Here is a 25110-nt window from a genome sequence, read left to right as displayed (position 1 = left end):
TCTTCCACTACATCAAGTTCCCCGACCCCGAAACCATGGCCGAGATCGTGGAGGTGCACTTCCCGAAGCTCAAGGGCCGGCTGGTGTCGGAGGCGTTGCGCGTGTTCTACGACCTGCGCGATCTGCCCGGCCTCAAAAAGAAGCCCTCGACCTCGGAGCTGCTCGACTGGCTGAAGCTCTTGCTCAACGAGGACATCGATCCCGCCGTGCTGCGCGAGAGCGACAGCCGCAAGGTCATCCCGCTGCTGGCCGGCGCGCTGATCAAGAACGAGCAGGACATCCATCTGTTCGAACGGCTCGCGTTCATGAGCCGGCGCAAGAGCGATTAACACCTCCTCAACCCTAGCTCGATTAATCGCGCGCTCGTGCAGTCGCGCGATGTCCGTCTTAAGACGGACGATAGAGAACCTGTGAGATCCTTGCCGGGTCGTATTCTTGTCAGCAAGGACAGGCTCCCATGACCCAGACTGCCCGGCGTGCTTTCGTGCTCGCGCTCGCGCCTCTCGTGCTGATGGGTGCGCCGCGCCCGTCGACCCATGCGGAAGCGCATGTCACCCAGCGCAGTACGGACGACGTCCGCCTCGAGCTGGCCTCGCTCAAGGCCGAGGCGCGCAGCCTGATCGTGCATATCGACGGCCCGTAAGGCAGGCCGTAGCGAATTCTGTTTGGCTGGAGCACGCAAGCTGGGCTCCGGCTTTCGCTATGGGCGTCTCAATACGGCAGGCTACCCTCTTTCACCGTCATGGCCGGGCTTGACCCGGCCATCCAGGGGCCACGAGCGCGTGGGCTGCGAAGAGCCCTCCGCGATCACGCGGCGGCGACGCCGGCGAGGAAGCTCTCGATGCGTGCGCTCAAGGCCTTGGTGCGCGCGCTCACCATGGCGCTCGTCTCGAGGACCTGGCGGGCCGAGTTGAAGGTCGACGTCGCGGCCTCGGTGACGCCGGCGATGGTCTCGCTCACGTGACGCGTATCGCCCGCCGCATGGTGGACGCTGACGTTGATCTCCGACGTCGCCGCGCCCTGCTCGGTGACGGCGGCGGCAATAGTCGTGGTGATGCTGTTGACCTGCCCCATGCGCTCGGCGATCTCGGCGATGGCGCGGACGGCGTGGTCGGTCGCGGTCTGAATGGAGGCCACCTGCTCGGAGATGCTTTCGGTGGCTTGCGCCGTGCGCGTCGCCAACGTCTTGACCTCGGTCGCAACGACGGCGAAGCCACGGCCGGCCTCGCCCGCACGCGCCGCCTCTATGGTGGCGTTGAGGGCGAGAAGATTGGTCTGGCCGGCGATCTCCCGGATCAGGGTCACCACCTCGCCGATTTGCTGGGCCGAAGCGAGCAGCTCCGACATGCGCTCGTTGCTGGTGGCCGCCATCGAGCTTGTGGAGCTGACGTTGCTCAAGGCTTCCGTAATCTGGTTGCCGATCTCGGAGATCGAGACCGAGAGTTCCTCGGCCGCGGCGGCCACCGTTCCGACGTTGGCGGAGGCCTGATCGGACGCGGTGGCGACGAGTTGGGCCTTGTCGTTGGTACCGGCGGCTATGCCCTGCAGCGAGCCCGCCGTATGCTCCAGATCCTCCGCCATCACCGCCAGTGCGGCGATGGTCTGCTCGGCGTCGGCCTTGAAGCCCTCGATCAGGGATTCGAGCGCCTGCTGGCGTGCTTCGCGCCGTTTGGCCTCGCGGGCCTGCTCGGCTTCGAGCTTGCTGCGCTCGATCGTATTGTCGCGGAACACGGCGACCGCGCGCGCGATCTCTCCGATCTCGTTGGTATAGGTGGTGTAAGGGATCTCGCTGTCGGCCTCGTTGCGAGCCAGGCGCGCCATGACACCGGCCAGGACCGGGATCGGGCGCGTCAGGACGCGCGACAGGGCAAAGCCCACCAATGCCATGACGGCGAGCAAGGCGGCCGACGTGAGAAGGATCTTTCGCTCCATCGCCGCCTCCAGCTCATAGACGGCCGACTGCTTGGCGCCGGCAAAGAGAAGCCCGGTCACTTTCGACGAGGAATCGACGATCGGGAAATAGACGGTGAAGTAGGGTGTGCCGAGAATGTCGGCCGCGCCGTTGTAAGGCTGACCGCTCTTTACGGGCGCATAGGCTGCGCTCCCACGGCCGAGCCAGGTGCCCGTCGCCCGCTTGCCTTCCGCAGTCATGACCGTGGTCGCCACGCGCACGAAGTCATCGGCGGTCTCGTCGTAGGAGAACAACGTCACGGGCTCGCCGGTCACGCGCGTCATGGAATCGACCAGCGCCTGGTCCTTGGTGTCAGGACGCCGGTCCATCACGAGCTTCCCGACCGTGCCCTCATCCGTCCAGACGACGCGGGTCTCAGGATGCACGGCGCTCAGGAGCTCGGCGCCGATACGCACCGCGAGTTGCTGGTTCTCGATGGCCTTGCGCTCGGCATCCGCGCGAAGCTGGAAATGCACGATCAGCATCAGGCAGGCCGTCGACACGACCACGGCCGCGATGGTGAGCAGCGAGATCAGCGTCTCCAGCCGGATGCGCTCGAACACCACGTTCAGGAGTTTCATCTGCGACCTTAATTCTTCTTCATAACTTTATGACTTTTCCCGATAATATTGCTCTCTTATGAATGAATAGTTGCGTGCGGGTTGCGCCGTCGTGCTTTACCGGTTGTTGGTCTTCGTTGACGGCTGTTCAGACTTTCGCGTGCCGCGAGATGAACGGGGGCTGACACCTGCTTTCAGGGCCGGTTCATTGGCGGAGCCTTAGGTTTCATGGCCTACCCTGCAGGCAGAGGCCTGCAGGCCATGGAGCGAAGGAGAAGCATGATCGAGTTCCTGAAAAGCGCAACGCTTGTCGTGATGGCGCTGACCGTGATCGGCGCCGGCGTGTTCGTCGCCTTTTACGGCTGATCGCGGACCGCGATCGCCATCGGGCCGCGCTGTCTTGCGGCGTCCGCGCGCGGCGCCTAATTAGGGAGACTCAACGAGGTTTCCCTTGCGCGCCCGCGACCTTCCCCTGACCGTGACCGACAGCTTGGCGCAGGCGGGCAATCGGCTTGCCGACCTCATGACGCCCTCGCTACGCCTCGGCGTGACGGGGCTCGCCCGCTCCGGCAAGACGGTCTTCATCACGGCATTGATCCGCAACCTGACGCAGGGCGGACGGCTGCCATTCTTCGCGCCCTACGCCGAGGGGCGGCTCATCTCGGCCGACCTCGAACCGCAGCCCGACGACAACGTGCCGCGCTTCGACTACGAGGCCCACGTCGCCGCGCTTGCCTCCGATCCGCCGGAGTGGCCGGAGAGCACGCGGCGCGTCGCGGAGGTGCGCGTCGCGCTCTCGTTCACGCCGGAGAGCCCGATCCGCCGCGCGCTCGGCATCCGGCGGCTCAATCTCGATATCGTCGACTATCCCGGCGAATGGCTGCTCGATCTCGCCATGCTCGGCGAGAGCTACGCGGCGTGGTCGCAGGATGCGCTTGCACGGGCCCGCGAGGCATCGCGCGTCAAGGCGAGCGCGGACTGGCTGGCGTTCGTCTCCGGCCTCGATCCTTCGGCGCCCGAGGACGAGCAAACGGCGCTCGACGGTGCGCGCCGCTTCACCGACCACCTCAGCGCCGCGCGTGCCCACTCGCACGTCGCCACGCTCGGGCCGGGGCGCTTTCTGATGCCGGGCGACCTCGAAGGCTCGCCGCTGCTCACCTTCTTTCCGCTCGATCTTCCGGCCGACGCTTCGCCGGCGCGCGGCAGCCTGGCTGCCATGATGGCGCGGCGCTACGACAGCTACGTGCAGCATGTGGTGCGGCCGTTCTTCCGCGAGCACTTCAGCCGGCTCGACCGGCAGATCGTGCTCGTCGACGTGCTCGGCGCGCTCAACGGCGGCGCGGAAGCGGCGAGTGAGCTCGAACGGGCGCTCGCGTCCGTACTGCGCGCGTTCCGGCCCGGCGCCGCGAGCTGGCTCGCGAGCCTCTTCGGTGCGCGACGCATCGACCGGCTGCTGTTCGCCGCCACCAAGGCCGACCACATCCATCACACGAGCCACGACCGGTTGGAGGCGATCCTGCGTCTCCTGACGCAGCGCGCCGCCGAGCGCGCGGGGGCGGCCGGAGCGGAGACGCACGTGCTCGCGCTTGCCGCACTGCGCGCGACGCGCGAGGCGCAGGCTCGCGACGGCCGCGCCATGCTGCCGTGCATCGTCGGCGTGCCGCTTCCCGGCGAGGTGGTCAGCGGCACGCGGTTCGACGGCCGCCGCGAGGCCGCCATCTTCCCGGGCGACCTGCCGGCCGATCCCGCGGCCGCGCTTTCGGGCGCGGCGCCGTTCACGGCCACGTTCCCGCGCTTCCGCCCGCCGCGCCTCCTGCCGGTGCAGGCGTCCGGCGAGATCCCGGCGCCGCCCCACATCCGCCTCGACCGTGCGCTCGATTTTCTGCTCGGAGACTGGCTCACATGACAGAGACCGACAGCCCCGCGCCGCGTGGCCCGCGCGTGTTCGCGACGGACGATCCCAACATCGTCGGCGAGGCGCCGCAAACGGTGGACGACGACCTTGCGGCCGACGGAGGGCTGCCGGCGGGACGGTCGGCTGCGCCACAAGGGGCGAGCGTGGGCGGCGTCTTCCTGTCTGCGCTCGCCGGTCTGGTGGGGCTGGCGCTGGTCGCGAGCTTCACGAGTTTCGTGACAACAGCACTCGCGCGCGAGGACTGGATCGGCTGGACCGCGACCAGCCTCGCCGCTGTCGTCGTCGTCACGGGCCTCGTGATTGTGCTGCGCGAGATCATCGGGCTTATTCGACTCGGGCGGCTCGCGCGGCTCAGGCGCGACGCGGACACCGCGCTCAGCGGCAAGGATATCCGGCTCGAGCGCAAGACCGTGGCTGCGCTCGTGGACACGTTTCGCGGGCGGCGCGACCTCTCCTGGAATCTTGCACGGCTGCGCGATCACGCGGGCGACGTGCGCGATGCCGGCGACCTTCTGCGGCTCGCCGACCGCGAGGTGATGGCACCGCTCGACGCGGCCGCGCGGCGGCTGGTCTTGAAATCGGCGAAGCGCGTTTCGGTCGTCACCGCCATGAGCCCGATGGTGTGGGTGGCGATGCTCTACGTCGCGATCGAGAACCTGCGGCTCCTGCGCGGGCTCGCGACGCTCTACGGCGGACGGCCCGGCGGGCTCGGTGCGCTCCGGCTCGCGCGCATGGTCGTCACCCATCTCGTGGCGACGGGCGGCGTTGCCATGACCGACGACCTGGTCGGGCAGTTCCTGGGACAGGATTTGCTTCGGCGGCTCTCGCGGCGCCTCGGCGAGGGCGTGTTCAACGGCGCGCTGACGGCGCGCATCGGCACGGCGGCGATCGCGGTCACGCGGCCGATCCCGTTCCTCGACGCGGAGCCGATCCGCCTGCGCGATCTGCTGCCGGAGCTCCTGCGCCGCGCCAAGCCGCAAGCGGGAGTGTGACCAGCTGGGGCTTGCTCCAGCCTCATTCGACTCGGCCCTGGCGGGCGGGCCGCTCCTCCCAACGTTGCGCAAGCGGAAATTTGCGTGGGTCCCGGCCTGCGCCGGGAGGGCGTCTGGTATGGGGATGCCGTCTGCCTTCTCTCAACGTCATCCCGGCGAAGGCCGGGACCCACGCAAATTTCCACAATCACCCTGCCCGCTCGTGCGACGGCGCATCGCTACGCCCCCGCTTCCCCACACAACGTGTGGCGTGCGAGATGGCGCCAGGGTTCGGAAACGAGAACATGCTACGCGGCAACGAGCTCGCGGCCCTGCTGCGTCGAGGCGGTCCCGGGCTCGCGCTGAGGCGCCGCAAGGCGGTCGCGCCAGATCTCCGCATGGCGGAGCGCACGCAGCTCGATCGATGCCGGCTGCCTGTCGACGGACGTCGACAGGATGGCGCTCATGGCCGGGCCCGCGTCCTGCGAGGTCAGCCAGTTGAGCGGGCCGGACAGCACTAGGCCCAGCACCACCGGCGCCATCCAGACCAGGAGGCCCGGCGAGGTCTCCCAGCAGACGATGGTGACGACGACGCCGACCAGCATGTGCGGCCAGTGGAAGCGGATGGCCTCGGCGAGCCGCATGTGAGCCCCGTCGCGGCGCTGCGCCTTCCAGCCCGCATCGCGGCCGAGGAAGGTCTGCAGCACGGACGAGGTCTGCGTCATCATCATGATCGGTGCGAACAGCATCGAGAACACGGTCTCGGTGGCGACGCCCGCGACCGCGCGCGGCATGCCGAACAGCTCGCGGGCGCGGTGCGCGCGCTTCATCTCGAGCGCGAGGCCCAGCGCCTTCGGCAGCAGCACGACCGCCAGGGTGGCGAGGAACAGCCGCATGGCGGCGCCCGGATCGATCACCGGCCAGATCGGGAACAGCGTCTTGCTGTCGGTGAAGTAGCTCGGCAGGAGCTGCTGGCCCTGCAGGGCCAGCACGAGGCCGACGGCGAGCGAGGCGGCCCAGATGGCGGAGACGATATAGGAGAGCGCGCCCATGAAGAGGTGCAGGCGGCCCATGCCCGGCACGCCCGGCCGGAACAGGAGCGCCAGGTGCTGGAGGTTGCCCTGCGACCAGCGCCGGTCGCGCACGATGAGGTCGGTCAAAGCCGGCGGCATGCTCTCGAAGGAGCCCTCGATGGAGGGCGCCATGTGCACGCCCCATCCGGCCCGCTGCAGCAGCATGGCCTCAACGAAGTCGTGGCTCAGGATGTGCCCGCCGAACGGCGGCGGGCCGGGGAGGTTGGGCAGGCCCGCCGCGCCGGCGAAGGCCGCCGTGCGGATGATGGCGTTGTGGCCCCAGTAGTTGCCCTGGTCTTGGCTCCAGAATGCGAGGCCGGCGGCGGTCGACGGCCCGTAGGTATTGGCCGCGAACTGCATCAACCGCTGCAGAAGCGTCTTGCCGCCGATCAGCTTCGGCACGGTCTGGATGAGACCCGCGGACGGATCGGCCTCCATGGCGCGCGCGAGGCGGACCAGCGCCACGCCGGACATGATGCTGTCGCCGTCCAGAATGACGAACGTCTCATAGGCGGCGCCGAAGCGCTCGACCCAGTCCTTGATGTTGCCGGCCTTGCGGCCGGTGTTTTCGATGCGGCGGCGATAATAGACGCGGGCCTCGCCGTCGAGCCTCTGGGCCAGCTCGGCGTAGGCCGCCTCCTCGGCAATGCCGGTATCGGCGCCGCGTGTGTCCGAGAGCACGAAGATGTCGAAGTTGCCGGTCTTGCCGAGGGACGACAGCTCCTCGACGATGGCGGAGATGGTGCCCGCGATGCGGGCCGGGTCCTCGTGATAGACGGGAAACAGAAGCGCGCTGCGCGCCCTGAGGGGGCCGTCGGCCGAAGGAATGGCGATGGTGTCGGCCTTCTCGCCGGCGAACAGCGGCAAAAAGCCCAGCGCCGTCGACAGCGTGCCGACCGATATCCAGGCGAACGTCAGCGTCGACAGCACCAGGAAGAGGAGCTGGATCGGCGTCATCTGCACGAACGACAGCACGCCGTAAAGCTCGTAGGCGAAGGCAGCCGTCATCAAGGCGGCGCCGAGGAAGATGGCGGTGCGCGGGATGCCGGGGCCACGGCGACGCGGCCAGATCCGCTCGGGGCGCGCGGAGAAATCCTGGGTCGGCATCTCGAGCGGCGCCGGCTCGGGCAGCAGCGCCGGATCGCTCGCATCGTGGAACGCAACAGGGGACCGTGGGGATGAACTTGCCGCAGGCGTTCCGTCCGCCGCGCCAACTGCAGGGTCCTCGGCGATCATGCTTTCGTCCATCGATAGAGCCAGTTCTCGGATATCAGCTGCCCGGCAAGCTTCAGGCATAAACGCAACTCGACAAGCTCAGTTCCCCCGGGATTCAGCTCGAACCGGACGCGGAAGCCCTGCAGGTCCGGGTGACGCTGCACGCTGAGGTTCGACGTCGTGCCGGCGGTCGGCACGAGGTCGGCGACGGGAAGCTCGCGCGCGTCCCTGGCCGCGGGGCCGGCGAAGTCGACGACGAACAGCAGCGTGTCCGGATTGCGGCCGGCGCCCACCTGCGTCTTCACGACCCACGCGCCCGACCACACGGCCGGCACGTCGTCGCCCCACGAGACGCGATAGGCGTAGCTGTACCTCTGGCCGGGCTGCAGCGGCTTCGCGGGCTTCCAATAGGCGACGATGTTGTCGTGGATCTCCTCGCTGATGGGGATCTCGATCAGCTCCACGTAGCCGTCGCCCCAGCTCTCCTGCGGCTCGATCCAGGTCGTGGGGCGCCGGTCATAACGGGCCTCGAGATCCTCGTATCCCGCGAACGCGCGGTTGCGCTGGACCAACCCGAAGCCCTTGAGGTCCTTGTCGACGAAGGCGCTCGTCTGCAGCATCTTGGGATTGGACAGCGGCCGCCACAGGCGCTCGCCGTGCCCGTTCACCACTGCGAGCCCCTCGCTGTTGTGCACGGCCGGACGATAGTCGCGCTCGATGCGCCGCTGGGCCGGCCCGTGAAAGTACATGCTCGTCAGTGGCGCTATGCCAACGTGCGTCAGCGTGCGCCGCGGGAAGAGCGTCGATTCGACCTCGATCACCGTCGCGCGACCGGGGCGGATGGTAAAGCGGTAGGCGCCGCTCACGCTCTCGCTGTCGAGCAGGGCGTGGATGACGATCTCGGGGGCCGCCGCGCTCGGCTTCTCGATCCAGAAGGCGCGGAAGACAGGAAACTCCTCGCCGCCCGGCCGCGCCGTATTGATGGCGAGGCCGCGCGCGGACAGCCCGTACTGCTGATAGCGACCGACGGCCTTGAAATAGCTCGCGCCCTGGAAGGACACGAACTCGCTCAGGGCCTCGGCCGTGTTGATGGTGCCCGTGACGCGAAACCCGGAGAAGGCGAACGGGGCGGCGTCGGGGGCTGCGGCAATGGAAGGCCCGACCGAGAAGCTCGCGCTGTCGGCGCGCAGACTGCGCGCCTTGCCCTGCTCGACGATCCAGATCTCGACGGGAGTCTCATAGAGCCAGCCCAACGCCAGGAGCTGCACCTCATAGCCGAGCCCCTCTCCCCGCCACACGGCGGCATCGGGACGGAAGCGGATGTCGCGATACTGCTCAGCGGTCAGGGCGTTGAACGGCTCCGGCAGGTCGACGCGCGGCTTCACGAAGTCGCGCGCGGCCAGCTCCTCTGCGAGCTTCCTCACATGATCAGCGGCGAACGAGTCCTGAGGCTGCGCCGGGGCCTCCTGCGCCATGGCCTCGGCAACACCCAACGCGTGGTCGGCCAAAGCGGCGACCATCGCGCACGCGCCTGCGCCGATCAGAACCCCGCGGCGATTTGGGCCTCGGCCCATGCCAGGATCATCGCTCATGTGTGATTCTGTTCCGGAGACGTTCCGTCCGGACCGCCGCGGCACCGCCCTTCCGCCCGATCAGCGCTCCTCCGGCACCAACCCGGTCGGTCATTCGGATGCTCCCCCCGGGGCAACCCAGATACCCAATGCACAGAACTCGGTTCCGTGCCGCTTGCAGCAGATAAACGTCGAATGTGGCAACAATAATCTGCAAGACGCGCCTCAAACGGAGCTGAGCGGACTGCACCACACGCACGACGGACGACGACGGTTTTTGCGATGCAGCAACGATAACCGAGCGGCTCGTCCGCCGCAAGGACCCGTGCACGCGGGTTCCCCCATGCTCCGGGTATGACGTCCCGACCATGGGTGAAATGGACGGAAACGATGGGGACGGATTGGGAGCAACATGCATTGTTGCCTGTCTGCCCACTTTATAGGCGCCCAATTAATACGTCATATGCCTGTCAGGCGTGCGCCGCTGGGCGACAAGCAAGCTGTTGCTTCGACATCTATTATCCCGGATCAGCCGGGTATTTTTCCCGCTTTGCGTCGTCCACAGGGGGCAGCTTAACGGCTCCGCCGCACTCCAACACGGGGCTTTAACCGTTTCTTAAAATCATCTGTAAGCTCAATGCCTTAACGCGCCCTCAGAACTCGTTGCAATCACGCCACATGACAGTCGAATTCCACTGAAAACGCCATCTTCTCCATTCCCTGTGCAAGAGAGATCTGCGTAGTATCTCGGCCTGAGGCGGTGATTCGGTCTGTCGTGCTGCCGCTGTCTTTCGAGCTTGTGTGCGCGTTGCGTGTTGAATGCGTCAAGCGCCCGTTTCGAAGTTAGTAGACGGGAGAAGGTAAATGAAAAAGCAAAGCCTAAGCGCCCTTGTGGCGGCCGGCCTCCTCGCAGGTGGCCTGTCCGTTACGAGTGCGTCCGCAGCGGACCTCGGGGGGAACTGCTGCGCCGACCTCGAAGAGCGCATTGCGGAGCTCGAAGCCACGACGGTCCGCAAGGGCAACCGCAAGGTCTCGCTCACGATCTCCGGCTGGGTTGCCGAGCAGGTCATGTGGTGGGACGACGGTGACGAGAGCAACGTCTACGTTGGCGGCATCGGCACGACGATCGGCACCAACGTCAAGTTCACCGGCCAGGCCACGATCATCCCGGGCTGGACCGCTGGTTACGTCATCCATCTCGAGGCTGACGGCAGCGACGGTCTCGGCGGCCTGAACCAGAATGTGGACAACGCACCTGGCTTCTTCGCCGGCTCCACCAACTACGTGCAGACGCTGCAGTCGTTCTGGTTCATCAAGAGCGAGAGCCTCGGCAAGCTGTCGGTCGGTCTGCAGTCGCAGGCATCAGACAACACCTCGATCCTCGTCGACGGCTCGGGCTCGCTCATTCCGGCGAACTTCGTGGCGTTCGACTACGGCAGCTTCTTCGCCGGCAGCTCCACCTGGGGCGGCCTGGCCGGCTGCTCGGACTGCAACGGCGTTCCGCTGAACTCGGTCCGTTACGATACGCCGACCTTCGCCGGCTTCTCGGCTTCGGCCTCTTGGGGCGAGGATGACTTCTGGGATGTGGCGCTGCGCTACGCCGGCGAGTTCGCTGGCTTCAAGCTGGCCGCTGCCGCTGCATACAGCGAGTCCTCGGATGACGGCACTCAGGCGGTCAACAGCGCGCTCGGCATCACTGAGACCGACTACTTCCAGGTCGGCGCTTACATCCAGCACGTTCCGACGGGCCTCTTCCTCTACGGCGCGTACGGCGAGATCGACTCCGACTCCGCTCTGGTCGATAACGAGTACTGGTACGTGAAGGGTGGTCTGCGTCAGCGCTGGACGCCGCTCGGACACACGGTGCTCTACGGCGAGTACGGCGACTATGACAACACCGCCAACGCGTCGGAAGTCGAGCTCTACGGCATCGGCATCGTGCAGGAGATCGACAACGCCGCCATGTCGCTCTGGCTGTCTTACCGTCACCTCGAGGGTGACGAGACGGGCGGCCCGGTGGTCGAGGACTTCGACTACGTGAAGGCTGGCGCTCTGATCAACTTCTAATCGAAGCAGAGACTGCAAACACAATCAGGAAGCCGTCCCGAAAGGGGCGGCTTCTTTCTTTTGGGGCGCGCCGCCCTGTGCCTGCCACCGAACTAGCGCGGGGCTATATACGCCGCCGCCCGCCTGCGTGCTTCACTCTATATATCTGTACGGCTTCATCTCTCCACCGGCTGTGCAGAGATGGCCGGCATGCGAGTCCGCGGCACGAATCACCTTACGATCTGGTGTTGCGCGTACTTCCGGCAATCGGGCCGAGGCCGTGGGGCGCCAAGTGGATATCCCCAGGGCATCCCCAGGCTCTCACAGTCCGGGCAATTTGCTTGACCCGGCGATTTCCCCGCAGATCCGGCCCTCGCATAGACCTTCGTGGCACCGCAGCCACAGTTGCTAATCCGTCGGGGTGAAAATGACATTGCTCGATTGTTGCGCAGGGGAGAATCGCAGACTCTCCGGCCAGCGGCGGTTCCGAGGGAATCTTCGCGCCGTCAACATCGCAGAGCGCGGCCTGGTTTGCGTAACACTCCGAGTAAGGGCGTCCGCCATCTCGATTACCAACGCAGATTGGGAGAAGGTCTATGAATAAATATAGCCTAGGCGCCCTGGCGGCGGCCGGCCTGCTCGCAGGCGGTCTCGTCACGAGCGCGAATGCAGCCGACCTTGGGGGCAACTGCTGCGCCGACCTCGAGGAGCGGATCGCCGAGCTCGAAGCCACGACAGTCCGCAAGGGCAACCGCAAGGTCTCGCTCACGGTCTCCGGCTGGGTCGCCGAGCAGGTCCTCTGGTGGGATGACGGCGAGGAGAGCAACGTCTACGTCGGCGGCATCGGCACGACGATCGGCACCAACGTCAAGTTCACCGGCCAGGCCACCATCGTTCCCGGCTGGACGGCTGGTTACGTCATCCATCTCGAGGCCGACGGCAGCGATCATCTGCTCGGCATCGACGCGGATACCGACAATGGCCCGGGTCGTCTCGCCGGCTCGACCAACTACGTGCAGACGCTGCAGTCCTACTGGTTCATCAAGAGCGACCATTGGGGCAAGCTCTCGGTTGGTCTGCAGTCGCAGGCTTCGGACAACACGGCAATCCTCGTCGACGGTTCGGGCTCGCTCATTCCGGCGAACTTCGTGCAGTTCGACTACGGTGGGTTCGAGGCGCGCGGCAGCGGCACGTCCTGGATCGGCCTCACGGGTTGCACGGACTGCAACGGCATTCCTCTGAATGCGGTTCGCTACGACACGCCGACCTTCGCGGGCTTCTCGGCTTCGGCCTCTTGGGGCGAGGATGACTTCTGGGATATCGCTCTGCGCTATGCCGGCGAGCATCATGGCTTCAAGGTTGCTCTTGCGACCGCCTACTCGGAGTCTTCGGACAACGGTACGCAGGGCGTCAATGATGGGCTTGGCATCACCGACACCGAGTTCTTCCAGATCGGCGGTTACATTCAGCACATCGGCACCGGCCTGTTCCTGTATGCCGCCTACGGCGAGCTCGACAGCGACAGCGCTGCAGCGGAGAACGACTTCTTCTACATCAAGGGTGGTCTTCGTCGTAACCTGACGCATCTCGGCGCGACCGTGTTCTACGGCGAGTACGAGAACTTTAACAACGACGGTGCTGGATCTGAGGTTGATCTCTGGGGTCTCGGCGTCGTGCAGGAGATCGACGCGGCCGCCATGTCGCTCTGGCTCAGCTATCGCCACCTCGAGGGCGACGATTCAGCCGGCAGCGTCATCGAAGACTTCGATTACGTCAAGGCTGGCGCGCTCATCAACTTCTAATCAAAGCTGAGCTCGCTGACAGAACTGGAAGCCGTCCTTCGGGGCGGCTTCTTTTTTTGCCTTTCGCTCACTTTCCCTATGCCCATTTTTCCGGGCGGGGTAGTAATGGGCGCATGTTCACGACCTTCTTCAAGGAGCTCAGGGGCGCGAAGGTCCCGGTCACGCTCAAGGAATATCTCACGCTGCTCGAGGCGCTCGATTCAGACGTCGCCCGCTACCGTGTGGAGGATTTCTACTACCTTTCGCGGGCCGCATTGGTGAAGGACGAGCGCTATCTCGATCGCTTCGACCAGGTTTTCGCTCACGTCTTCAAGGGTCTCGACCTCATGAGCGAGGCCACCACCGCGGAGATCCCGGAGGACTGGCTGCGCGCGGTGTCGGCGCTCCATCTCACCGAAGAGGAGAAAGCCCGGATCGAGGCTCTCGGCGGCTGGGAGAAGATCATGGAGACGCTGCGCGAGCGTCTTGCCGAGCAGAAGGACCGCCACCAGGGCGGCAACAAATGGATCGGCACCGGCGGCACGTCGCCGTTCGGCGCCTACGGCTACAACCCCGCCGGCATCCGCATCGGGCAGAAGGAGAGCCGGCACCGGCGTGCCATCAAGGTCTGGGACAAGCGGGAGTTCAAGGATCTGGCGGGCGACGTCGAGCTCGGCGTGCGCAACATCAAGATGGCGCTGCGGCGCCTGCGCCGGTTCGCGCGCGAGGGCGCCGCGGAAGAGCTCGATCTCGAGCAGACCGTCAGCGGGACGGCGCGCAAGGGCTACCTCGACCTCACGCTGCGCCCGGTGCGGCGCAATGCGGTGAAGGTGTTGATGTTCTTCGACGTCGGCGGCTCGATGGACTGGCATGTGCGCACGGCCGAGGAGCTGTTCTCGGCGGCGCGCACCGAGTTCAAGCATCTCGAGTACTACTACTTCCACAACTGCCTCTACGAGAGCGTCTGGCGCGACAACGCGCGGCGCTGGAGCGAGACGACTCCCACGTGGCAGGTGCTCCATACGTATCCCGCCGACTACAAGGTGATCTTCGTCGGCGATGCCTCGATGAGCCCGTACGAGATCACGCACGTCGGCGGCGCGGTCGAGCACATGAACGACGAGGCCGGGGCGGCGTGGCTGCAGCGGGTCACCGCCATCTACCCGCATGCGGTGTGGCTCAATCCCGTGCCGGAGGCGCATTGGGGGTATACGCCGTCCATCGGTCTCGTCCGCCGCCTGATGGAGGGACGCATGTATCCGATGACGCTGGCGGGGCTGGACGCCGCGATCCGCGAGCTGATGCGTTAGATTTGCGAGGCGCGATCTCGTGGGGGCGGCTGAGGCCGGATGAGGTTCCTCGAAGAGTTGTACACACGGGCCCACAAGTGCCCGGAGTTGCACACAGAGTTCCGCGGCGTCGGGTTGACCTCACCTCAAAAAGGGCGCAAATCTGCGCTGATTTTGAGCAGCTTGGGGGTCATTCATGCATTGCCGCTCCATCGCCGCCCTGTTGCTTGCCGCCGCCCTCGCGGGCTGCTCGTCGAGCGGCAATGGCGTGTCGACGGCGTCGATCCTGGGCGAAGCACCCACGCCGCCGGCTGCCGGCGCCGCAGCGGCCCCGATCGCCCAGACGGTCGCCGTCGTGCCGCCTGCGCCCACCTCCAGCCCGACCGATCGTGCCTTCCAGGTCGGCACTGTCTCGGCGCGCGCGGCGAAGTGCGGCTATAACTTCGACACCGCCAAGCTCAAGGCCTCCTACCTCGCGCACGAGGTCGGCCTCGGCGCCTCGAACGAACAGCTTGCCCAGATCGAGAAGATCTACCAGGTCAGCTACAACGGGGTGATGAAGGCGGCGGCGGACGAGACCAACTATTGCTCCGAGCGCAAGACGGCCGGTATCAAGCAGGATCTCGGCAGGCTGCTGGCCGGAGACTACGAGCCGCCCAAGAAAGCCGTCGTCGCGAAGAAGGACGACGAGGGATTTTTCAGCGGCCTCTTCGGTGACAGCGGCGTGGAGGACTCCGGTCCCAAGTTCGGGTCCGGCGACTGGTGGGAGAAGCAGGCCGAGAAGGCTGGCGGCAACTAGCCGCTCGCGCTCCCGACGTTGCCTTGCTTGCGGCTTTCCGGGCGTCCGCCTCCGTCATTTCCATGTGATCCGCCGTGCAACAGCTCTTGTGGCTCGAAACGCTTCTCAAGCTCGCGGGCGGTGCAGCGCTCGTGCTGGCCCCGCTCGCCACGATCAAGATCCTCGGCCTGCCGGCCTCGGCGAGCGGCTTCTGGCCGCGCCTGCTCGGCGCCGTCCTGATCGGCATTGCCGGCGCGACCTTCATTGAAGGCGCTTGGGAGGGATCGCGCGGTCTCGGCATCGCCGGCCTGATCATGATCAACCTCCTCTCGGCCGCCGTGGTGGCGCTCGTTGCGCTGTTCGGCGTCGGCGCGCAGACGCGGCGCGGCGCGGCGGCGCTCTGGGTCCTCGTCGTGCTGCTCCTGGTGCTCGTGCTGGTCGAAATCGCACACGCCTGACGCCGTAGCCGAGGCCGCCGATCTCACCAAATCATTATCCTTTTTATGGGACTATCGCTGCCGGTCGCCCGCTTCCCATTTCGGGACGGCGTTTTGTCATGCGTTAGAGATTGCCCTCATGTCCGTGCTGCCCGTGCGCACTTTCGAGCGCCAGCTCCAGGATGCCCCGCGGGCTCCGGGCGCGCAGCATGCCGTCCGGGATGCAGGCGCCGCCGGTCCGGACCGGGCGACCGAGATCACGCTCGACCTCGTCACGACGCGCGCGGGCTTCGATGCGCTCGAGACGTCGTGGAACGATCTTTTCGCGCGCGCCGGCCGCGACATCCACATGTTCCAGACCTTCAACTGGCTCTGGCACTGGGCCAATCACTTCCTTCCCGAGCCCGGAGCGGCCGGGCCGCAGCTCGCGATCGTCACCGGCCGCGTCGATGGGCGCCTCGTGATGGTTTGGCCGCTGGTGCTCGAGCGCATCGGGATGCTCAAGCGGCTGTCTTGGATGGGCGAGCCCGTCAGCCAATATGGCGACGTGCTGATCGACGACGTGCCCGACGCGCGCAGCCTGTTGCGCAGCGCCTGTGATCTTGTCACCCGCCGTACGGGCGCGAGCGTCATGCAGCTTCGCAAGGTGCGCGAGGATTCGGCCATCGCGCCACTGCTTGCCGAGATGAACGCCATGGTGACCGCCGAGCTCGCCGCACCCTACCTCGATCTCGTCAGCGCGCCGACATTCGCCGTCTACGAGGGCCGCTACTCGAACAACGCGCGCCGCAAGCGCACCCGCCTCAGGCGCAAGCTCGCCGAGCGTGGGGCTCTCGCCACGGTCTGCTACACGGACGGCGCCGAAGCCGAGGGCCTCGCCGCCGAGACGTTCGCCCTCAAGCGCCGGTGGCTGCATGAGCGTGGACTCGTCTCGCCGGCGTTGAGCGATCCTAGGACGGCCGCCTTCTTCGCCGACGCCACGCGCGCGGCATCGCATCCGGCCGGGTGCCATGTGATGGGTCTCGTCTCGGCCGGCCGCCCCGTCGCGCTCGAAATCGGCGTGCGCTGCAAAGGGCGCACCGCCACCCACGTCATCGCCTACGATCTCGAGTTCGAGAAATCGTCTGTCGGCGCGTTGCTCATGGAGGACAGCATCCGGGGCGCCTTCGCCGACGGCATGGCCGTGTTCGACCTGCTGGCGCCCGGTGACCGCTACAAGCTCGAATGGGCGGATGCCGCGGTTGCCGTGCGCGACTGGGCATTGCCGGTCTCGTTCGCCGGACGGCTCTATGCCGTGGTCTACATTGGGTTCGCAAAAACGGCGCTGAAGCGTGGCGTCGAGGCGCTGCCTATCGGGCTGCGCCGCGGACTGTCGCGCATGCTCGCCGGACAAAGCGGCGACTAGAGCTGTTCATTCCAGATCGAAGCCCCGTATCACCGCCCCCCGACAATGCCATGGCCGCTAACCCGTCAGGCGCGAGAGGCGCAGGGCGGCGAGGCCGAAGGCGATCTCCGGGCCTGTGTCGCGCAGCGTCACGGTGCGGCCGCCGATGCTCTCGCCGTCGAGACGGGTGCCGTTCATGGAACCTATGTCGCGCAGCATCAGCGCCTCGCCCGGGTTGTACATGAGCTGAGCGTGCAGCGCCGACACGCTCGAGTCGTCGATGACAAAGTTGGCGCGGCTCGGATCGCGGCCGAAGGTCCAGGTGGCCGGAAGTTCGCGGCCCGAAGCCTTGTCGGTGGCGGGGCGCAGCTCGAACTGCACGGCTCTGCCCGATGGGTCGAAGCCGGACAGCATCCAGCCGCCGCGTGCGGCGGCACCCGACGCAGGCTCCGCCGCCCGCAGCTCGCGCGCGACCGTGTACTCCACGGTGCCAAGGCGTACATGCGCGCCGAGGGCGGCGTCGGCCTCGGCGATGCGCGCGCCATTTAGATAGGTTCCGTTCGACGAGCCGAGATCGGTGATGCGGATGCGCTCGGCCTTGCGGTCGTAGGCGAGGCGCGCGTGGATCTTGGAGACGGTATCGCTCGCCACCGTGCGGTCGCTGCCCGGGCCACGGCCGATGGTGAGCGCCCGGCCGCTCACGTCAAGACGGATGGGCGGGCCTCCCTCGACAGGGCGCAGGCAGAGATCGCCCGCCGATGCGGACGCGGGCAGAGCACGCTGTCCCGGCTTCTTCTTCACCGACCCTCCGGCTTTCGATGCGGCGAGGCGCGCCAATCCCCTTGGGATCGCCTCGAGCCAGGCCGGCGCACGCTCTCTGCGCAGCAGGAACGCCGCCACCGCGAGCGCCAGCGCGGCAGTCAGGCCGACGGCGAGCGGAACGAGGCTCGAGCTCAGCGTCCCGCCGCATGCGCGCGTCGTGTAGGAGAACGGGATCTGCCCCTCGCGCAGGAAGCGGCCCACCTCGCCCGCGTGGATGGAGAAGAACAAGCCCTGCGAGTTGAGGCCCTGCAGCGTGTTCACGCCTACCACGAGGCCGCAGGAATCGAACAGCGGACCGCCGCTGTTGCCGGGGTTGATCGCCGAATTGTGCTGCACCGTGCGCGCACTCAGGATCTGGCTCTCGCTGACCTTGAGGTTGGTGAATGTCATGCGCGAGACGATACCGGTGGTGACGGTCGAGTCGAGGTCGGTCAGCGGTACGCCTTGCGCGTCCGCCCCCGGCACCAGCTCCCTGTTGAGGTTGGCGGCGCCGGGAAAGCCGATGGCGACCACCTCGGCCAGCTTCTCCGGCTCGTACTCACCGAGCTTCAGCACCTCGCCGGGCAGATCCTCACGCGCCTCGAGGAGGGCGAGGTCGACATTCGGGCGCTTCTCGGCGAGGCGCGCCTCGACGAGCTTGGCCTCACGTCCGCTGCGGAAGGCGATATAGAACCGCGCGCCGCCCTCGATCACGTGAAAGTTTGTCACAACGTAGCGACGGCCCGAGATCAGGAAGCCCGATCCCGAGGAGATGCTGAACTGGTTATTCTTGGCGGGGATAAAAGTGTAGATCTTGTAGACCGAGGGCTCGACGCGGCGGGCGTCGAACGCGCGTGCGGCAAACGAGGCCGGCGCGGCCACGCTCAGGGCTGCCACAAAAAGGGCGATGAGGCGCCCCCAGAAGCCGCAGGACGTCCCTCGTTTCTCAAGCGGCATATCGACCCGGCGACCGTCACCCCTCACGCGCGATTCCTAGCGCAACGCCGGATCTCCATCCAGATGGTTGTCGATTTTCCCCCTACGGGTTGGCGGTGCAGCGCCCGTGAAAAGGGCCTCCGCTAAGGGCGTAAACCCTCATTGACGGCGGGGGTAGATTCCCACTCCCGAGATAGGGCCAGTTCGGATATTCTCCGGCCCGGATCCCGGGATCGCCCCGGCCGCCGGCCAACCCGCCGGAGGCCCGGGCGAGAGCACTCCAGGGGAGTCGAGATATGCTTGCACGCATCCTTTGCGTTACTCTCGCGGCCTCGGTTGCGATCACCAGCCTGCCGCCGCCGGCGGACGCCCAGTTCGGCATCCGCCGGGCGTTCAAGAAGGTGGTGCGAGCGCCTGCCCGCATCCTGCCCGGCGTGGCGGCGCCCGTGATCGGCGGCGTCATCCTGTTCGGCGGACCGTTCCGCAAGGCCTTCGGCGTGGTCGCCGCGGTGGCGGTGGGCGTCGTGATCTTCGAGCATCTGTCGCGGCACGAGCGGCGCGAGGTCGCCCGGCGTGCCAAGGTGGTCGTCGCCAAGGATCCCGAGCAGCGCGTCAGCGACACCTACACGTCGAAGGATGGCAAGAAGCAGGTGACGATCGTCGCCGAGCCGACGCAGAAAGCGTCCGATCTCAAGGACGATCCTGCGATCCTGGTCGCGGCCGACACGGTCGTCGCGCCCGACGCGGGCAAAGGTGCCTCTCCGCCAAGCGGATATGCGTCCGACTCGACGGGCTCCTCCACAGCAACCGACGCGGCACCGCCGGCCGCGCCCCCGGCGGACGCCAAGAAGCCGGCGGCCAAGCCGGTCGTCGACGAGGAGCTCGTGCGCATCGGCGAGATCCCGCCCGACACCCAATGCCGCAAGGTCACGACCGAGCTCGAGCTGCGCAAGAAGAAGGGCCAGGAGACGGCCGACGAGAAAACCACCAACACGGCAATCTTCTGCCAGACCGCGCCGGGCGAATGGAAGCCGGCCTCGACATAGAGCGCGATCGGGTCTCTAGCATATCGGGTCCCTGGCCATCATGAAGCATGACGGCGTGCGCACCGGTGTGCGCCAGCAAGTTGCGACGTTGCGCCTGGCTGTCGGTCGTGAGCGGCGTTGCCCGCCACAACGGCCGGCATTAGACTCCCCGCTCGACGCAATCACGCTAGGCCGACCGATGAGAGGCCTCTCACTCCGTGCGCTGACGGCAGCCTTCGCCTTGCTGCTCACCGCGCCCCTATCCTGCTCGTCCGCGGCACCGTCCCTCTCCGGGCTCGGACATGGCGGAGCGTCCCGCACGGACATCCTGCGCGTCGCCGATGACGAGAGCGACGACCGCGACATCATCCGGCTGCTGCCTCCGGGCAGCGGCTCGTCGTCGAGCGCACCGTCCACGCCCGAGCTCCCGTTTCCGCCGGTCGGGGGAGGCGACGCGGTGCCGGGACAGGGACTGCGCCTCAGCGGGCAGTCGATCCAGGTGCCGATCGCGTTCCAGCCCTGGCCCGGCCAGGAACAACTCGCCTACGTCGGCATCCGTCTCGACGGCGTCAACGACCCCGCGCTCGCCTCCGCGCTCGGCCTCGACGGCGAGGCGGGGATCTTCGTCGTCGACACGACGCCCGGTGCGCCGGGCGCACAGGCCGGCCTTCGCTTCGGGGACTTCGTGACCGCGCTCGACGGCACGCCGATCACGCACACCTCCGAATTTCTCGAGGCGGTCAAGGCGCGGACGCCGGGCTCGCAGGGCACGCTGACCGTCTGGCGCGTAGGTGACGACGCCACCGGCTATCTCTCGGCGCTGCGCGATCTCGCGGACCGCGGCAGCACGCCGGCCATGATGTTCCTTGCCAGGCTCTACACCAACGGCACCGGCGTGCAACGCGATGCGGAGGAGGCCGTCTCCTGGTTCAAGAAGGCGGCGCTCGCAGGCAGCACGAACGGCATGCTGCTCTACGGGGACGCGCTGGCGTCGGGCACCGGCACGGTCAAGGACGTCACGGAGGCCCAGCGCTGGATCCGCAAATCGGCGGAATCCGGAAACGTTGCCGCCCTGTTCCGGCTCGGGCGCATGTACCGCGACGGCGAGGGCCTGATGCGCGATCCGCTTGAGGCGATCAACCTGTTCAAGAAGGCCGCCGAGGCCAACTACACGCCGGCGATGGTGGCGGTCGGACTCATGTTCGAGGGTGGCGGCGGGCTCGAGGCGGACCACCTGCAGGCCGTGCAGTGGTACAAGCGGGCGGCCGACCTCGGAGATGCGGAAGGCATGGCGGCGCTCGGCACCATGTACTCGACGGGACGCGGCGTGGAGAAGAACCCCGCTACGGCGGCGGCATGGTACATCGAGGCGGCCAAGCGCGGACAACTGCTCGCCATCCACAATCTGGCTTATCACTACGATAAGGGGATCGGCGTTTCGCGCGATCCAAACATGGCGGCCGGCTACATCTACCAGGCGCTGGAGCGGCGCTACCAGTTCACCTACCAGCAGATGATGCAGAACAGCCGCGCCTGGAGCCGCGACTTCCGCAGAGCGCTGCAGCAACGCCTCGCTGCCGGCGGCTACTACAGCGGATCGGTGGACGGCGCGTTCGGGCGCACCACGTTCGACGCCATCAACGCCATGGTGCAGGCGCAGTAGCCGTGGCTCCCCCTCCCCCGCGCCGCTCCCGCGGCGCGACCTCTCCCCACAGGGGAGAGGTGAAGGAAGGCGCGACCGCTTTGCCTCTCCCCGTCATAGCGGAGCCATGCTTCGCATGGACGGGGAGAGGTGAAGAGTGCGCGAGCGGCCGACCAATCGCTTCCGAGTGAGGGGGAGCTGGCTTTCTGCGCGCGGAACCTTGTATAGACGCGCATCAGCCACAGCTCCGGAACCTCATGGCCCCTCCTCTCCTCCAGCTCACGGACATCGCACTCACGTTCGGCGGTACGCCGCTGCTCACCGGCGTCGATCTTGCGGTCGGCGCGGGCGAGCGCATCTGCCTCGTCGGGCGTAACGGATCCGGGAAATCCACGCTGCTCCGCATCGCAGCCGGACTGGTCCAGCCCGACCGCGGCAGCCGTTTCGTGCAACCGGGCGCGCTCGTGCGCTACCTGCCGCAGGAGCCGGATCTCTCGCAGTATCCGACCACCCTCGCCTACGTGGAGGCGGGACTCGCCGCGAGCGACGATCCGCACCGGGCGCGCCATCTTCTCGAAGACCTTGGCCTTACCGGTGACGAGGATCCGGCGCACCTTTCCGGCGGTGAAGCACGGCGCGCGGCGCTGGCGCACGTGCTCGCGCCTGAACCCCAGATCCTGCTGCTCGACGAGCCGACCAACCATCTCGACCTGCCCGCCATCGAATGGCTCGAAGGGCGGCTCGCGCAGTCGCGCGCGGCCATGGTGATCATCAGCCACGACCGGCGCTTCCTCGAAAAGCTCTCGCGCACGACAGTGTGGCTCGACCGCGGGACGGCGCGGCGCGTCGAGCTGCCGTTCAGCGCCTTCGAGGACTGGCGCGACCAGGAGTTGGCCGAGGACGAGGTGCGCCAGCACAAGCTCGATCGCAAGATCGTGGCGGAGGAGCATTGGGTGCACGGCGGCGTCACGGCGCGGCGCAAGCGCAACGTGCGGCGCATGGCGGAGCTGCGCAAGCTCAGGCAGCAGCGACGCGAGTATCGCGCCGTGCAGGGCAAGGCGACGCTATCGGTGGCGGAGGCGGAGACGTCGAGCAGCCTCGTGATCGAAGCGAAGGGGATCTCGAAATCGTTCGGCGACCACGTCATCGTGCGCAATCTCTCGCTGAAGCTCATGCGTGGCGACCGGCTCGGCATCGTCGGGCCGAACGGCTCGGGCAAGACCACGCTCGTCTCGCTGCTCACCGGAACCCTTCAGCCGGATGCGGGCGAGGTCCGTCTCGGCGCCAACATCGAGATGGCGACGCTCGATCAGGGCCGCGAGAGCCTCGATCCCACCTGGACGCTGTCGGAGGCGCTGACGCGCGGGCGGGGTGACACGGTCTCGATCGGCGGCGAGCGCAAGCACGTGGTCGCCTACATGAAGGACTTCCTGTTCGCGCCCGAGCAACGGCTGACGCCGATCCGCGCTCTTTCGGGGGGCGAGCGCGGGCGGCTGATGCTGGCGCGCGCGCTCGCCACGCCGTCCAATCTTCTGGTGCTCGACGAGCCGACCAACGATCTCGACCTCGAGACGCTCGACGTGCTCGAGGACGTGCTGGCCGACTACAAGGGCACGGTGCTGCTCATCAGCCATGACCGCGATTTCCTCGACCGCGTGGTGACGAGCGTGATCGTGCCCGAGGGGAGCGGGTGCTGGACCGAGTATGCGGGCGGCTATCAGGACATGCTGGCGCAGCGCGGGGCGGATCTCGCCAGGCGCGAGGTTCGCGCCAAGGCGGCGACGGAGGAGAAGCCTGCGAAGGCCGCGGACGCCGCGCCGCCGACCGTGAAGCGGCGCCTCTCGTTCAAGGACAAGCACGCGCTCGAGACACTGCCGGGCGAGATCGCCGCGCTCGAGGCGAAGCAGAAGGCGCTATCGCGGATGCTCGACGATCCGGACCTCTATATGCGCGACCGCAAACGGTTTGCGGCGATCTCGGACGAGCTTACCGAGGTGCAAGGCGCGCTTACAGACGCAGAGGAGCGGTGGTTGGAGCTGGAGCTGCTAAGGAGCGAGATCGAAGGTTAGGTGGTGCAGCACGCACCCTCACGCTCCGGCGAGATAGGTCAGGGCGCCCAACGCCGCAGCGCGGCCGGTGGCAAAGCAGGCCTGAAGCAGATAGCCGCCGGTCGGGGCTTCCCAGTCGAGCATCTCGCCAGCGACGAATGTGCCGGGCCGCGCGCGAAGCATGAAGGACGCGTCGATGTCGTCGAACGCGATACCGCCGGCGGTGGAGATGGCGCGGTCGATGGGGGCGAGGCCGGTGGCGCGGATCGGCACGGCCTTGACCAGGCGCGCGATGGCCTCGGGACCAGATGCGCCGAGCGGCGTGCCCGCCGCGTGCGCGGCCTCCTGCAGCAGGCCGATGGCTGGCGCGTCGAGGTGCAGGGCCTTGCGCAGGTAGGTCGCGAGCGACTGCTTTCCGCGCGGCTTTCCGAGGCGCGCGACCAGTTCCGTCTCGGACTCGTCGGGGCGCAGGTCGATGTGGAGCCCGGCCGTGCCGTGCGCTACGATCGCGTTGCGGATCGGGGCGGAAAGCGCATAGACCGCGCCGCCTTCGAGGCCTTCGGCGGCGATCATCGCCTCGCCGCGGACCGTCTCGGCGCCGAGGGTCAGCGCGATGCGCTTCAACGGCTGACCGGCGAAGCGCGTGCGGAATACGTCGCTCCACGCGACGCGAACGCCGCAGTTCGCAGGCGCGAGCGGCGTGATGCGGATGCCCGCATCCTCGATCGGCGCACGCCAGCTTGCGTCCGAGCCGAGGCGCGGCCAGCTCGCCCCGCCGAGCGCCAACACCGTGCACGCGGCGTCGACGGCGATGCGGCCCTCCGGCGTCTCGAACAGGAGCCTGCCGTCGTTGTCCCAGCCGAGCCACTGATGGCCGAGGCGGATCTTGACGCCTTGATCGCTCAGGCGCTGCAGCCAGGACCTGAGCAAGGGCGACGTCTTCATGGCGCGCGGAAAGACGCGGCCGCTGGTGCCGACGAAGGTCTCCTGGCCCAGCGCCTCGCACCAGGCACGCAGCGCGTCCGGCGGGAATGCCGCGATGGCGGCGCGCAAGCGCGGGGCCGCTTCGTGGTACCGGGTCAGGAATTTTTCAAGCGGCTCGCTATACGTGAGGTTGAGGCCGCCGCGTCCGGCGAGAAGCAGCTTGCGGGCAACGCGCGGCATGCGCTCGTAGAGCGTGACCGCGGCGCCGCCGGTGGCGAGCGTCTCGGCGGCCATGAGACCCGCGGGTCCGCCGCCGACGACGGCGACCTGATGCTCGGAGCGTTGCAATGACACCTGGGGGAGGGCTCGGACGGAGCGTTCATCTCCGATTCATCTGCGGTTATGCAAAGAAAAACCGTATGGCACGTTCTCCCGCAATGGGGGAGTCCAGCGTGTTATGCCTTTGTTCCTCAATCGGCTTGCACTGGATAGGCCTTACGATTCCGGGCCGCATCCATGACAGGCCAGCCCAGGGAGGTGACGACCTATGAAGACACTTCTTGCCGGTGTTGCCGGTGCGCTCTGCATCGGACTTTTCGCGCCTGTCGCGCAGGCGGCGCCGCTCGGCGTCGCGGGCAATGCCTCGTCCGCGGGCGCCACGTCCGAGGTGATCCGCGTGCACGGCCTCCATTCCTCGTGCCAGAGGGACCGCTCCGGCTGGCATCGCTCCTATCTCTGGGGCCGCCAGCGCTGCACGCCGCCG

Annotated in this window: 19 protein-coding genes and 1 pseudogene; 15 read left to right on the top strand and 5 right to left on the bottom strand. The window is 67.3% G+C overall.

The window, feature by feature from the left end; all coding sequences use genetic code 11:
• A pseudogene (locus IT540_RS09915) lies at positions 1 to 329 on the top strand (ATP-binding protein); the annotation flags it as partial.
• Between the two features lie 128 nt (positions 330 to 457).
• Entirely contained in the window at positions 458 to 643 is a 186-nt protein-coding gene (locus IT540_RS09910; RefSeq protein WP_291176582.1) for a hypothetical protein, read from the top strand.
• A 164-nt stretch (positions 644 to 807) separates the two neighbouring features.
• On the opposite strand, the gene IT540_RS09905 is transcribed toward IT540_RS09910, so the two are convergent.
• Entirely contained in the window at positions 808 to 2532 is a 1725-nt protein-coding gene (locus IT540_RS09905) for a methyl-accepting chemotaxis protein (RefSeq protein ID WP_291176579.1), read from the bottom strand.
• A 207-nt stretch (positions 2533 to 2739) separates the two neighbouring features.
• Between IT540_RS09905 and IT540_RS09900 the strand changes: the two genes are divergently transcribed.
• The 3 genes from IT540_RS09900 to IT540_RS09890 all read left to right on the top strand — a co-directional run bounded on the left by IT540_RS09900 (position 2740) and on the right by IT540_RS09890 (position 5418).
• The gene (locus IT540_RS09900; RefSeq protein ID WP_291176576.1) at positions 2740 to 2877 is read left to right on the top strand and encodes a hypothetical protein; all 138 of its coding nucleotides are present in this window, start codon (positions 2740 to 2742) and stop codon (positions 2875 to 2877) included.
• Between the two features lie 85 nt (positions 2878 to 2962).
• Positions 2963 to 4417, top strand: a complete 1455-nt coding sequence (locus IT540_RS09895) for a YcjX family protein (protein ID WP_291176573.1) — start codon at positions 2963 to 2965, stop codon at positions 4415 to 4417.
• Entirely contained in the window at positions 4414 to 5418 is a 1005-nt protein-coding gene (locus IT540_RS09890) for a TIGR01620 family protein (RefSeq protein WP_291176570.1), read from the top strand. Before IT540_RS09895 ends, IT540_RS09890 begins: the two co-directional genes overlap by 4 nt.
• A gap of 287 nt (positions 5419 to 5705) precedes the next feature.
• On the opposite strand, the gene mdoH is transcribed toward IT540_RS09890, so the two are convergent.
• On the bottom strand, positions 5706 to 7706 hold the full coding sequence (gene mdoH / locus IT540_RS09885; RefSeq protein ID WP_291176568.1) for a glucans biosynthesis glucosyltransferase MdoH: 2001 nt from the start codon (positions 7704 to 7706) through the stop codon (positions 5706 to 5708).
• Entirely contained in the window at positions 7703 to 9277 is a 1575-nt protein-coding gene (locus IT540_RS09880; RefSeq protein WP_291176564.1) for a glucan biosynthesis protein G, read from the bottom strand. The genes mdoH and IT540_RS09880 overlap by 4 nt, the downstream gene beginning before the upstream one ends.
• Positions 9278 to 10120: 843 nt before the next feature.
• Between IT540_RS09880 and IT540_RS09875 the strand changes: the two genes are divergently transcribed.
• From IT540_RS09875 to IT540_RS09850, 6 genes are all read left to right on the top strand, one after another.
• Complete coding sequence (locus IT540_RS09875; RefSeq protein ID WP_291176561.1) at positions 10121 to 11323, top strand: porin; 1203 nt, start codon at positions 10121 to 10123, stop codon at positions 11321 to 11323.
• 575 nt (positions 11324 to 11898) lie between these two features.
• Positions 11899 to 13104, top strand: a complete 1206-nt coding sequence (locus IT540_RS09870) for a porin (protein ID WP_291176558.1) — start codon at positions 11899 to 11901, stop codon at positions 13102 to 13104.
• A 113-nt stretch (positions 13105 to 13217) separates the two neighbouring features.
• Positions 13218 to 14393 carry a VWA domain-containing protein gene (locus IT540_RS09865; protein ID WP_291176555.1) on the top strand — a complete coding sequence of 392 codons (1176 nt, stop codon included), beginning with the start codon at positions 13218 to 13220 and terminating at the stop codon, positions 14391 to 14393.
• A 175-nt stretch (positions 14394 to 14568) separates the two neighbouring features.
• Positions 14569 to 15171, top strand: coding sequence for a hypothetical protein (locus tag IT540_RS09860; RefSeq protein ID WP_291176552.1), 603 nt, complete (start codon positions 14569 to 14571; stop codon positions 15169 to 15171).
• 74 nt (positions 15172 to 15245) lie between these two features.
• Entirely contained in the window at positions 15246 to 15608 is a 363-nt protein-coding gene (locus IT540_RS09855) for an ABC transporter permease (RefSeq protein WP_291176548.1), read from the top strand.
• A 118-nt stretch (positions 15609 to 15726) separates the two neighbouring features.
• The gene (locus IT540_RS09850; protein ID WP_291176545.1) at positions 15727 to 16992 is read left to right on the top strand and encodes a GNAT family N-acetyltransferase; all 1266 of its coding nucleotides are present in this window, start codon (positions 15727 to 15729) and stop codon (positions 16990 to 16992) included.
• A gap of 57 nt (positions 16993 to 17049) precedes the next feature.
• Here IT540_RS09850 and IT540_RS09845 read toward each other — a convergent pair whose 3' ends face one another.
• Complete coding sequence (locus IT540_RS09845) at positions 17050 to 18756, bottom strand: FHA domain-containing protein (RefSeq protein WP_291176542.1); 1707 nt, start codon at positions 18754 to 18756, stop codon at positions 17050 to 17052.
• A gap of 248 nt (positions 18757 to 19004) precedes the next feature.
• Here IT540_RS09845 and IT540_RS09840 point away from each other — a divergent pair, with 248 nt between their 5' ends.
• From IT540_RS09840 to IT540_RS09830, 3 genes are all read left to right on the top strand, one after another.
• Positions 19005 to 19754, top strand: coding sequence for a hypothetical protein (locus tag IT540_RS09840; RefSeq protein WP_291176538.1), 750 nt, complete (start codon positions 19005 to 19007; stop codon positions 19752 to 19754).
• Between the two features lie 178 nt (positions 19755 to 19932).
• A complete protein-coding gene (locus IT540_RS09835) occupies positions 19933 to 21396 on the top strand; it encodes a PDZ domain-containing protein (protein ID WP_291176534.1) in 1464 nt (487 codons plus the stop codon).
• 236 nt (positions 21397 to 21632) lie between these two features.
• Positions 21633 to 23444, top strand: a complete 1812-nt coding sequence (locus tag IT540_RS09830; protein WP_291176530.1) for an ATP-binding cassette domain-containing protein — start codon at positions 21633 to 21635, stop codon at positions 23442 to 23444.
• A gap of 18 nt (positions 23445 to 23462) precedes the next feature.
• On the opposite strand, the gene IT540_RS09825 is transcribed toward IT540_RS09830, so the two are convergent.
• Positions 23463 to 24695: a TIGR03862 family flavoprotein gene (locus IT540_RS09825; RefSeq protein ID WP_291176584.1), complete on the bottom strand. Its 1233-nt coding sequence runs from the start codon at positions 24693 to 24695 to the stop codon at positions 23463 to 23465.
• Between the two features lie 199 nt (positions 24696 to 24894).
• On the opposite strand from IT540_RS09825, the gene IT540_RS09820 reads away from it, so the two are divergent.
• On the top strand, positions 24895 to 25110 hold a 216-nt coding region (locus tag IT540_RS09820; RefSeq protein ID WP_291176527.1), incomplete at its 3' end, for a hypothetical protein.

Source organism: Hyphomicrobium sp., from assembly GCF_020852195.1.
In the GTDB taxonomy this organism is placed as follows: domain Bacteria; phylum Pseudomonadota; class Alphaproteobacteria; order Rhizobiales; family Hyphomicrobiaceae; genus Hyphomicrobium_C.
This window is presented reverse-complemented; position numbering and strand designations above follow the sequence as displayed.